10 protein-coding genes are annotated in these 10,724 nt (G+C 69.0%); 6 read left to right on the top strand and 4 right to left on the bottom strand.

Annotated elements, in window-relative coordinates; translation table 11 throughout:
- Positions 1 to 1,184: 1,184 nt before the first annotated feature.
- A complete protein-coding gene (locus tag ABZ806_RS20090) occupies positions 1,185 to 1,913 on the top strand; it encodes a hypothetical protein (RefSeq protein ID WP_500218830.1) in 729 nt (242 codons plus the stop codon).
- A gap of 539 nt (positions 1,914 to 2,452) precedes the next feature.
- On the opposite strand, the gene ABZ806_RS20085 is transcribed toward ABZ806_RS20090, so the two are convergent.
- A complete protein-coding gene (locus ABZ806_RS20085) occupies positions 2,453 to 3,241 on the bottom strand; it encodes a hypothetical protein (protein WP_500218829.1) in 789 nt (262 codons plus the stop codon).
- Between the two features lie 177 nt (positions 3,242 to 3,418).
- On the opposite strand from ABZ806_RS20085, the gene ABZ806_RS20080 reads away from it, so the two are divergent.
- Positions 3,419 to 4,348, top strand: coding sequence for an aldo/keto reductase (locus ABZ806_RS20080; RefSeq protein ID WP_500218828.1), 930 nt, complete (start codon positions 3,419 to 3,421; stop codon positions 4,346 to 4,348).
- Positions 4,349 to 4,444: 96 nt separating this feature from the next.
- Positions 4,445 to 5,320: a serine/threonine-protein kinase gene (locus tag ABZ806_RS20075; RefSeq protein ID WP_500218827.1), complete on the top strand. Its 876-nt coding sequence runs from the start codon at positions 4,445 to 4,447 to the stop codon at positions 5,318 to 5,320.
- Between the two features lie 10 nt (positions 5,321 to 5,330).
- On the opposite strand, the gene ABZ806_RS20070 is transcribed toward ABZ806_RS20075, so the two are convergent.
- A complete protein-coding gene (locus tag ABZ806_RS20070) occupies positions 5,331 to 5,993 on the bottom strand; it encodes a thiaminase II/PqqC family protein (RefSeq protein ID WP_500218826.1) in 663 nt (220 codons plus the stop codon).
- Positions 5,994 to 6,121: 128 nt separating this feature from the next.
- On the opposite strand from ABZ806_RS20070, the gene ABZ806_RS20065 reads away from it, so the two are divergent.
- The 3 genes from ABZ806_RS20065 to ABZ806_RS20055 all read left to right on the top strand — a co-directional run bounded on the left by ABZ806_RS20065 (position 6,122) and on the right by ABZ806_RS20055 (position 9,295).
- Entirely contained in the window at positions 6,122 to 7,405 is a 1,284-nt protein-coding gene (locus ABZ806_RS20065; protein ID WP_500218825.1) for a citrate synthase, read from the top strand.
- A 141-nt stretch (positions 7,406 to 7,546) separates the two neighbouring features.
- Entirely contained in the window at positions 7,547 to 8,461 is a 915-nt protein-coding gene (locus ABZ806_RS20060) for a hypothetical protein (protein ID WP_500218824.1), read from the top strand.
- Between the two features lie 195 nt (positions 8,462 to 8,656).
- A complete protein-coding gene (locus tag ABZ806_RS20055; RefSeq protein WP_500218823.1) occupies positions 8,657 to 9,295 on the top strand; it encodes a hypothetical protein in 639 nt (212 codons plus the stop codon).
- Between the two features lie 41 nt (positions 9,296 to 9,336).
- Here the strand turns inward: ABZ806_RS20055 and ABZ806_RS20050 are convergent, their stop codons facing one another.
- Together ABZ806_RS20050 and ABZ806_RS20045 are read right to left on the bottom strand one after the other, a co-directional pair.
- Positions 9,337 to 9,927 carry a DUF4291 domain-containing protein gene (locus ABZ806_RS20050; RefSeq protein ID WP_500218822.1) on the bottom strand — a complete coding sequence of 197 codons (591 nt, stop codon included), beginning with the start codon at positions 9,925 to 9,927 and terminating at the stop codon, positions 9,337 to 9,339.
- Positions 9,928 to 9,961: 34 nt separating this feature from the next.
- A complete protein-coding gene (locus tag ABZ806_RS20045; protein ID WP_500218821.1) occupies positions 9,962 to 10,708 on the bottom strand; it encodes a TetR/AcrR family transcriptional regulator in 747 nt (248 codons plus the stop codon).
- Positions 10,709 to 10,724 lie beyond the last annotated feature (16 nt).

The raw sequence follows: 10,724 nt of genomic DNA, 5'->3' as shown, positions 1-10,724 counted from the left end.
TCTTGCGTCACAACTCGAAGATCATCGGGCGGCTGTCCTGCGTTACGAACCGGCCGCTACCAGCTCAAATCACGATCTCGGACTGCCGTACTAGGCTCGCGCGGCGTGGCAGCCGGGTGGTTGCGGAGGCGCGGTTGCGGGCAGGGCGAATGGGGCGGTCGGCCTTTTTCGCCTTCGCTCGTCTCAACCGGCGCGAGGTCGTCTGTTACCTAAAAACCAACACATGCATGCCGACCAGTCTTTAAACATCCGAAACGGTCGGCAATTCGAGTCGCCGAGCTCCCGAGTCGTCCGTCTGGGCGTGCCGATAACCCGGAGTGAGACTTATGGCACCGGGCGGCCACCTGCGGGGTCCCATCCAGCCATCCTCGAAGACCGGCCTCGTGGCCCGCGTCTTCCGCCGGTGCAGCATGTGAACTTGGGGTCCACGCCCTCGGAAGGCGCGTGCCGAGCAGGCCGATCGCGAATTCTCCTCGTCCGCTCGCGCGAGCAGACCGACCCTCGGCCTGGCCACCTACATCTCGGTTCCATCTAGGACGTACCGCTCATTTGAGCCATACGGACCGAGGAACCGGACGCCCGAGATCGTCCATCCAGTGTGAGCAATGTTCAACGCTCCGTAGCCAAATTGACTACGATCGGCATTTACACGGTGACCGACGTGATCCCCCGGGGCGAAGATGAACCGTTTTCTGGCACATCCCAGGCTCGCCGTCCTGCTCGGCGGCTGGCTCCGCTGCACCTGCGGAGTCCTGGGCTGTACCGCGATGGCCGGCGCCATCTCCATCGGCGCGGCGGCGCATTCGGACGCCGCCGCTCAACAGGAACCCGGGCCGCGCAGGTCCGTGTCGCCGACCTGCCGCCAGGCTGTGAGCATCGGCGACTGGCACACCGCGCAGAAGTGCAAGGAGGCATGGCGCTCGATGTACGAGAGATCTCGCAGAAGGTCTGGACGTGGCAGGGACTTCCCCCGTCGGCCGCATCGACACTCCTGGAAGCCGAGGATCGAACGGGACCTGCCCCGGCCCGCACCGCCCGAGAGGCCGAGTCCGCGTGCCTCGCTGCCGAATCCTCCGAGCTCCGAGCCCGCGCGGACGAAGAGCACGCCCCACCCCGCCCCGACGTCCGCCAAACCGACTCGCACCCCCGCGCAGGTGGAGGAGGCGGAGTCGCGCCCCCCTTCGTTGCAGCCGGTTCTGCTGCTGAGTCTGCTCATCCCCGCCGCGGCGGCCATCTGCTATCCGTTCCGGCACCGTCTCTACGCCGTCGCCGCCGCGGGCGCGCTCGCCCCTTCCATCCCCGAGAATCAGGAATCAGCGACCGTCTTCGGTTACCGCCCCGCACTCGACCCGTTCGCGACCCCGGCCATGGGCCTGTCCGGCCCCGGAGCCCTCTCCACGGCACGCGTACTCGCCCTGACCGGCCTCGACGAGCACGGCGCCGACTCACTGGTCGTGATTCCGCGCCCCGACGCCACCGCCTTGTTCGGCCTGGCGGAGGACGAACTCCTCGACGACGACACGGACGGGCTGTTCATCCCCGGCAACCTCGACGCCGCCCTCGCCTACCTGGAGACGGAGCTCGCGATCCGCCGGAACACCGGCGTCACGCAGGCACGCCGGCTCCTCCTCGTAGCCGACTGCGCGCAGGAGATCGACAGGATCCAGGAACTCCTCACCCGGCACGTGGGAAGCGTCTCCGCGGTCCTCCTCGGCTCCTGGACAGGGGATCGGGCATCAGTCGACGACAGCGGCCTGGTCAGTGCCCCGCCCGCGCTGGCCGCCACCCTGCCCGACCACGTCCCGGCGCTCTCCCGCACCGAAGCCCGCGACCGCCTCCTCGCCGCCCTCGCACGGCACAAAGAAGCCAAGAAGCCATCGCCCAAACGCCGCTCATCCCCGCGCCGCCCCTGAGCACGCACCACCTCCCCATCGCCACAGCCGTCCACCCCACCCACCGCACCAGACCCCTACCGAACCCGCACCAAGCCACACTGGGCATAGCAAGCTCGGCACCCCGGCCACCACGGAGCCCAGGCCGGGCCCGATGGGGACCAGCACCAGCAAAGCAAGGCTCAGCACCCCAGCAACCACAGGGCCCAGGCCGGGCCCGAGGGGAGCCAACACCAGCAAGGCAAGGCTCGGCGCCCCGGCCACCACGGAGCCCAGGCCAGGCCCGATCGGGACCCAAAACCGGCAAAACGGGCTCGGCACCCCAGCGACCACGGGGACCGGACCAGCCGATGGGAGCCATCACGGGCAAATGCAGGCTCGGCGCCCCCGCTGCAGACCGAGCAGTGTCCAAGCCCAACTTGTTGGATCGGTGGCGTTGATCGTGGTCTGCAGTCAAGATCGACAAGGCTGTGGCCGCGGTCTTCGAGCGGCGTGGACCGCCTGTTGCGTCCAGGAGCCGCCCTCCTGTTGGCGGACGGGCGCGTCGGTGCTGCGCGGGGTCAGGAGACGGGGCACCGCCCTTGGGCCTCGATCTCAGCCCTGACCGTCACCAGGCTTCGGACAGCCCGGCTGAGGGCCGCGATGTCCGGCGGCTGGCCGGCGTCGCGGTCCACGTAGGCGGAGCAGCGCAGAATCCAGGCGTGGATGACGTCTTCGAAGTGCGCCTCGGATCGGTGCGTCCTGGTCAGGGTCAGGCGACGTTTCTCCTCGGCGATCTCGCGTCCCAGGTCGTCGTCCGCCCTCAGGGCATGGACGTCCGAGAGGGCGTAGCGGCCGAGCCTGTCCGTCGCGAGCCCGCGCTCGGCGGCGACGCGTTCGAACGTCCGGCGGGGCCATCCGAGGATCGTCGCGGCCCCGCCGGTGTCGACGGTGCCGGTGAGCGGGCCCTTCCTGGCGGAGACGACCGCCCGCACGGCTTCGGGGTCAAGCCGGTCCAGGTCGCGTATGAGGTAGACGGGATGTCCGCGGAAGCTGCTGACGACGTTGAGGGCGCCCTGGGCGACCAGGACCTCGACGTCCCGGCGCTCCACGTCGAGGCTCACCCGGACGGCCAGCATGGCGGCCGCGCGAGTGGCGCCGACCGGCGGTTCGTCGCCGAATCTCGCGATGACCTCCTTGCCCGCGTCCCGGGACTCATCGGCCACGTCGGCGGACCACTGCTCCCCGCCCAGGTCGGAGACGGGAAGGATCCCGTGCTCGAGCCCTACGCGCAACTGCCATCGGGTGAGCCCCAAGTGATCGGCGAACTGGCCGGCGCCGTACCGGGTGCGATTGATCTGCGCAGGCATTGCCCTGCCCTTCGTGCCGCGATCGACATTGACGCGACACAGCCTCGCGGACGCGACCGCGGGAGAAGAGTAGAACGCAATTCTGTGGATAACTCTCGAACGAAACTTGGCCTTATCGGGCAATTGCTCCGAATTCGAGTGTCAGCCACGCCATGCGAGGCTGGGGGCGTGAACCCTATGGATCGGCTGGGCATCGGGCTGGCGGCGCTGGGACGGCCCGCCTACATCAACGTCGGCAGGGCCGGTGAACTACCACCCGGCCGGAGCGTCGAACGGATGCGCGAGGCGACCTGGGACGTCCTCGACACGGCTTACGCCGCGGGTATCCGATGGGTGGACACGGCACGCTCCTACGGCAGGGCTGAGGAGTTCCTCGGAGCCTGGCTCAGCGCACATTCCCCAGACGGGATGACCGTGTCCAGCAAGTGGGGTTACGCCTACGTCGGCGGGTGGAAGACCGAAGCCGCGGTGCACGAGGTCAAGGAACACAGCCTCGGCCGCTACCGCGCCCAGTACACGGAGACCCGTGAGTTGCTCGACGGGCATCTGTCCGTCTATCAGGTCCACTCGCTGACCGAAGACAGCCCGCTGTTCGAGGACCTCCGCCTACAGGAGGCCTTGGCAGAGTTGCGCGCCGAAGGCATCCGCGTGGGGTTCTCGACTTCGGGCCCCAGGCAAGCTGGCACCATCCGCCGGGCGGTGACGCTGAATGTATCCGGCCAGAGGCTGTTCAGTTCCGTCCAATCGACATGGAACATCCTGGAGACCTCAGCTGAGGACGCTCTACGCGAGGCACATGAAGCGGGGCTGCATGTCCTGCTCAAGGAGGTGCTGGCCAACGGGAGACTCGCCGTGCAGCCGCCCGCTGCCGTGGAGTCCCTCGCGGCCGAACTCGGCGTGCTGCCGGACGCCGTGGCGTTGGCCGCGGCGCTCAGCAGGCCCTGGGCGGACACCGTGCTCATCGGCGCGGTCAGCCCAGCGCAACTGGAGTCGAACCTAGTGGCATCGAGAGTGTCCCTGGACGACCGTGAACTAGGGGTGCTGGCAGATCTGAGCGTCCCCCCGGAGCGTTACTGGGCCGAGCGGAGCGCACTGCCCTGGACCTGAGCGCATGGTTGCCGGACGAGCGTCCGCCTCATGGCACGATTGAGCACGCCCCACCATGATCGGATCTCCGTGCCCATGCAGTCAGACCCTCCCGAGATGATCGGCCCCTACCGTGTGGTCGGCCGGCTGGGCACCGGCGGGATGGGCGAAGTGTTCCTCGGAGCGTCGCCCAGCAGGCGCCTCGTCGCCGTGAAGGTCATCCGTTCGGAACTTCTGGACGATCCCCGGTGGCGGGCGAGGTTCCGCCGTGAGGTGACATCGGCGCGCTCGGTCAGCGGCTTCTACACGGCGCCCGTCGTCGACGCCGACCCGGACGCGGACCGGCCCTGGCTCGCCACGCAGTACATCCGCGGGGTGAGCCTCGCCAAGGTCGTCCAGGAGAAGGGGCCGCTTCGCGAACAGACCGCGTGCCGGCTGGGTGCCGGGCTCGCGGAGGCCCTGATCGCGATCCACCGTGCGGGCATCGTGCACAGGGACCTGAAGCCGTCGAACGTTCTGCTCGCCTCGGACGGGCCGAGGGTCATCGATTTCGGCATCGCGAGGCCCCTGGACGCACTGCCGCTGTCCCGTACGGAGATCCTGGGGACGCCCGCGTACATGTCACCGGAGCAGGCTCTGGGCGACCCCGTCCACCCTGAGAGCGACGTCTTCTCCCTTGGCGCGACCCTCGTGTTCGCGGCGACGGGTGCCGCGCCCTTCGGCACCGACCACAAGGTCCGCGGCCGCATCGTGCACGGCGAACCGGACCTCACCCGGTTGCCCGATCCCATGCGCGGGCTCGTGACCCGATGCCTGGTCAAGGAAGCCGGGGAGCGCCCCACACCGGAGCAGATCCTCGTCGCCTTGTCCACGCTCCTGGACGCCCACTACGGCGAGGAGTGGCCTCCCGTGGACGTCGAGCAGCTCATCGGCGTCCAGGACCGGACCCTGGTCGAGATCACCGCCGAACTGCCGACGCTCAGGGAGTCTTAGGACGGCCGGGTCACGGCAGGCCCTCGGCGAGTACCTCCCAGAAGGCGGTCTCATAGGCGTGCAGGAGGCGTGCCGCGCGAGCCGCCTCGGCCGGGTCGTCCCCCGAGGCGAGCCCGGCGGCGATCACGTCCAGGGCCTGTTCCTCGAAGCCCGGTGGCGACTCGGCGAAGAAGTCGAAGAACCCGACGGCCCGGTCAGGGAATCCGTACCGCGTGCGCAGGGCGCCGGCGATGCGGGCGCAGTAGGCGCCCCACTCCTCCAGGTTGGCCAGCATGGCCAGGGCGACCTCACTGGCCGTCCCGAACGCGGCCCTCTGCGCGAGATATGCCGGATATGCCTGCGCGAAGGGCTTCGGTTCGTACGCCATGAGATTCTTATCACTTTGACCGAGCGCGCCGGCGAAGTCTCCGAGCAGCCCCAGCGCCTGCCCCTCCCCCTGCGCGAGCCCCAGAAAGAGCTCACCGGATGACGAATCGGGATACCTGGCCGCTAGCAGGGCGAAACTGCGCCGATCGCTGCTGACGATCCGATACTCCTCGCCGGCCAGCCAGACCAGGCGTTCCCGGGGCAACTCCCCCGTTTCCAGCAGGTCGACAAAGCGGTTCCCGGTCGCCGCGGCGGCGAGGTCCCCGCGGACGCGTGCGACGAGTTCGGCGGCGCCGTGATCGGTCATGACTCCACCGGAGCACCCGGGCCGGTCCCCCGTCAACGGGACCGGCCGGATCAGCCCGGGTGATCACGTGGATACGATGAAGAGCGGAACGTCTACGCAGGTGTGGACGCAGTTGGGAGTGAGCGAGTATGTCGGATTTCGAGCTCGACCACACGAGCGGCCGGATGCCTCTGGAGGTCACCGAGGCGACCGAGGGGCCGTCGGGGCTGGTCGTCGGCAGCCTCCTGAAGGAGACGGGGCATGTCACGCTCGATCCCGGCTTCACCAACACCGCGTCCACCACGTCCGCCATCACCTACATCGACGGCGAGGCGGGGATCCTCCGCTATCGGGGCTACCCCATCGAGGAACTGGCGGAGAAGTCGTCCTTCCTCGAGGTGGCCTACCTGCTGATCTACGGTGAGCTGCCGAAGGCCGACGAGCTGGACACGTTCACCGACAACGTGCGCAACCACACGCTGCTGGACGAGAAGTTCCGCGCGTTCTTCTCCGCGTTCCCGCGCCGAGCCCACCCCATGGCCGTGCTGTCGTCCGCCGTCAGCGCCCTGTCGACGTTCTACCAGGACAGCCTCGATCCCTTCGATCCCGAGCAGGTCGACCAGTCCAGCATCCGGCTCATCGCGAAACTGCCGACCATCGCGGCCTACGCCTACAAGACCTCCAACGGCCAGCCGCTCCTCTACCCGGACAACTCCCTCGGGTACGTGGAGAACTTCCTCCGCATGATGTTCGGCCTGCCCACGCAGCCCTACGAGATCGATCCCGAGATCGCGCGCGTCCTGGACATGCTGTTCGTCCTGCACGCCGACCACGAGCAGAACTGTTCGACGTCGACCGTGCGCCTCGTCGGGTCGAGCCAGGCGAACCTGTTCTCGTCCGTGTCCGCGGGAGTGGACGCGCTGTTCGGCCCCCTGCACGGCGGCGCGAACCAGGCCGTCCTGGAGATGCTGGAGCGCATCCACGAGAACGGCGACGACATCGACTCGTTCGTGGCCCGCGTCAAGAACAAGGAGCCCGGCGTCAAGCTGATGGGCTTCGGGCACCGCGTCTACCGCAACTACGACCCGCGCGCCGCCGTCGTGAAGAAGGCGACGGGCAAGGTCCTGGACGCGCTGGGCAAATCCGACCCGCTGCTGGACCTCGCCATGCGTCTCGAAGAGGTCGCGCTGAGCGACGACTACTTCGTCGAACGCAAGCTCTACCCCAACGTGGACTTCTACACGGGCGTCATCTACAAGGCGATGGGCTTCCCCACCAACGCGTTCACGGTGCTGTTCGCCCTCGGCCGGCTCCCGGGGTGGATCGCCCAGTGGCGTGAGCTGATGAACGACCCGACCACGAAGATCGGACGCCCGCGCCAGGTGTACGTGGGCCCGGGCGAGCGCCACTACGTGGGGCCTTCCTCCCGCTAGCCGCACCCAACGACATCGGGAACCGGCGGCCGCCCGGTCGAGCGGCCGCCGTTATCCACAGAATCGCGTTCTAGTGAAAGTGCTCGGCCTCCTCCTCGAACCTGGACTCCGAACGACGGTCCACCGCCCGAGGAGGCTCCAGTGCGCGTCACCATCACGGTTCCCGAAGAGACGACGGCCGGCTTCGCCGTCGCGGCCGACCGGGACCCCGGCGGCCACGGCGACCTCGCGGCGAGGGTCCGGCGATGCCTCCCCCGCCGGCTGGACGCTGCGGTCGCGGGCCGTCTCGGCACCCCGCAGCTGCTGCTGGCCTGCCATCCCGCCGACGACTCGCCCTGGAACCTGAGCGAGACGGCCGGCGACGACGCGGACGACGCGGAAAGGGCGCGCCAGGCCGCATGGCACATCAGTGTCACGTGTGTCCTGCCGGCCGGCGACCTTCCGTCCGGGCCGCACCTCGCGCGGGCAACCGCCAAGGCGATCGCGGAAGCGCTCTGCGGAGTGCCGGTGGATCTCGCCACCGGGAGGACGTTGCCGGCAACTCGCCTCGACCGTTTGGACGACTTCGCCCTCGCCGATGACTGGCTGGGGGCCGTCCTGCCGCCGTACCGGGACTCGGGTCGCTGCACGGCCGACGAGGACGACATCGACGGCTGCGCCTGCGTCGCGCTCAGCACCCGCGGGCTGGGACGCTTCGGCCTCCCCGAACTCGAGATCCGGGACGTGGCGTGCCCGCATGACCTGGCCGCGCTCAACATCCTCCGCACGACCGCGCAGCGGCTGCTCCCCCTGGGCAGGCATCCCGGCGACCACACCCTCCCCGGCGAGTTGCTGCTCACAAGCGCCGACTTCTCCGCATTCTGGGGCGGCCGAGACCCCGTGTGGGACGACGGTCCGATCGCCGTACAGCTGACCGAGAACACGTCTGATCGCCTGGGCATCCGTCCCCCCGCATCTTTTCCGGGCACTGTGAACGAATGGCTGTGGGACGAACTCCCGCCCGTCCTGCACGAACTGCTCGGCTGCGACCCCGCACGCACCGCGCCGCCAGGCTGATCATCAGCAACGCAACGGATCACGACCATGACCAGACAGCGCCCCATCATCCACCGAACACCCGACGTGACCAGAGCAGTCGCGAGGTGGGCCTTCTCGCACCAGCGCATGGACGTGGCCGCAGATGGATGGCCGAGGTCGCAGGAGGTGGGGGGTGGACGAGGGCTACCGTCGTTCAGCATGGAGGAGTTTGGAGTGCCCGGCGGGCTGGCTAGAGTGCTCGCGGATGTCAGGGCCGAACGCGAAGCCCAGGATCGCATGTGGGGAGTCCAGGAGTTCCCGGACGGGAGCGGACCCGAATATATCGAGGACGCGGAGGAGGCGAAGCAGGAATGCGCCACCGCCTACCAGCGGGGAGAATTGACGTGGCGGCACATCCTGACCGAGGAGTTCTTCGAAGCTCTCGCCGAATCGGACCCCGCCGCTCTTCGGGCGGAGCTGGTGCAGACGGCCGCTGTCGCCGTCAAATGGATCGAGTCCCTGGATCGGCGGCACGGTGGGGCCGTCCATTCCACCAAGGATGGCGGCGGACCGGCCGAGAAGCTGGTCCGAGACCGGATCCCTGAGGTCATCCGGGCGGCCGGCGGGCGACCGGAGACGCGGGTGGCCGACCCGGCCGAGCATGGTGCGCGGTTGCGCGCCAAACTCGTCGAGGAAGGCGGGGAGTACATCGCGAGCGGCGACCCGGAAGAACTCGCCGATGTGCTGGAGGTCGTCCACGCTCTGGCAGCGGCCCACGGCATCAGCCCCGCGGAACTCGAGCACCTGCGGTCCGCCAAGGCTGCCGAGCGGGGCGCATTCAGCAAGCGGCTCGTCCTGCGCCTCCACCGGTGACCCGCCATTGCGCCCTGGGGGGCCAGCGGCCGAAGAGGCGGTCAGGACGTTCCCAGGCGGGTGGTCAAGGCCGGTGGCAACGGATAAGGGCGCTCCTTGGGGAGTAGCACCTTCGCCTGCGCCGTCCGGCCTGACAGGAGGAGGTCGTGGATTGTGCGGGCCAGCGACGTGCGGTCCTCTATGCCGATGATCCAGTCGTCGACATAGCGGTCGATGATGTACCGGCTCAGACCTATCTGGATGCTGCGCGTTCCGAGCTTTGCGCCGTGGACGGACCGCTCAGGATCCCACTGGACGTGGACAACGGCCTTGGCGAAATGGCGGCGCCATTCATCAGAACTGCGGAAGACGCGGCGGTCGGGGTCCGTCGGCACGGCCAGTCCGAGGGCCTCCTCCCAGCCGCTGCGGCTGATCCGGACGGCGAGAATCGTCTGCTGCCCCGGTTTGCGCGCCCAGTCGCTGCGCGCCATGAGCCACAGGAAGGACAGCTTTATCCATGTCATCCGCCGGCGGGAGAAGGGAGGGACGAAGGTGCCCTGCTCGGCCGCGAGCAGGCCGATCTCAGGAGCGTACGCCTGGTAGACCGTGATCGAATCGCGGGCGTAGCAGGCCCTGACTTCTCTCGTGTGCATGGTCCGCCCAGGCTGCCGCGCGGAGCGACCGCCCTCAACCGGTTTTCGGGGCGGCCTTCCTGAGGCGGTGGGCCTTCTGACGGCAGGACGCACTGCAGAAGCGGGCGGGGCGGCCGGTCGCGGCCGGGGTGAGCGGGGTCGCGCAGATCTCACAGCGCGTTTCGTTACGCGAGACCTCAGTTTCGTTTCGTTCCGTCTCGGGACGGAGCACGTCGCAGCCGCGGTTCGTCCCGGGACGGAGCGCGTCGCAGATGAAGGACGTCATCCGGCCTGGACTGCCGCCCCGGCCACGCCGGCGTTCCATGTACATGGCTCCCGTCATGAGGGCCCGGACATCCTGGACATCGACGTCGGACCGCACGGCGCCGGCGGTCTGGGCCCTCCGCAGCAGGCGGTCCAGGGCCGCGGTGAACCGGGCGTCCATCCCGCCTGCGTCGAAGCCCTTCAAGTCGGCTGCGAGGGCTTCGCAGACGGCATGGTTGAACATGGCGCGGTCGACGACCCGCACAACGAAACCGTAGAAGGCCTCGGCCGGGTCGGCGGCGTCCGCCAACGCCGCCGCCTCGTCCACGATCGCCTCGATGCGGGCCGTGACGACGGCCCGGAACAGCGCCTCCTTGGTGGGGAAATTGCGGTACACCGTGCCGGCACCGACACCGGCGCGGCGGGCGATGTCGTCGAGCGGAACGAGGCGGCCGTCGGCGGCGAACGCCTCGGCCGCGGCCTCAAGGATGCGCTCGCGGTTCCGGCGCGCGTCGGCTCGGCGGGGCGGGTTGCTCAAGCGGACCTCCTCCATA

This window comes from Spirillospora sp. NPDC047418, from assembly GCF_040643275.1.
Classification (GTDB): domain Bacteria; phylum Actinomycetota; class Actinomycetes; order Streptosporangiales; family Streptosporangiaceae; genus Spirillospora.
The sequence above is the reverse complement of the archived record's forward strand: the minus strand, read 5'-3'. Positions and strand labels throughout refer to the sequence as shown.

Excerpts from the sequence above, each read along its gene's own strand:
- ABZ806_RS20085 (WP_500218829.1), bottom strand. The coding sequence starts at position 3,241 with ATGCCTGCGCAGATCAATCGCACCCGGTACGGCGCCGGCCAGTTCGCC.
- ABZ806_RS20080 (WP_500218828.1), top strand. The coding sequence starts at position 3,419 with ATGGATCGGCTGGGCATCGGGCTGGCGGCGCTGGGACGGCCCGCCTAC.
- ABZ806_RS20075 (WP_500218827.1), top strand. The coding sequence starts at position 4,445 with ATGATCGGCCCCTACCGTGTGGTCGGCCGGCTGGGCACCGGCGGGATG.
- ABZ806_RS20070 (WP_500218826.1), bottom strand. The coding sequence starts at position 5,993 with ATGACCGATCACGGCGCCGCCGAACTCGTCGCACGCGTCCGCGGGGAC.
- ABZ806_RS20065 (WP_500218825.1), top strand. The coding sequence starts at position 6,122 with ATGTCGGATTTCGAGCTCGACCACACGAGCGGCCGGATGCCTCTGGAG.
- ABZ806_RS20050 (WP_500218822.1), bottom strand. The coding sequence starts at position 9,927 with ATGCACACGAGAGAAGTCAGGGCCTGCTACGCCCGCGATTCGATCACG.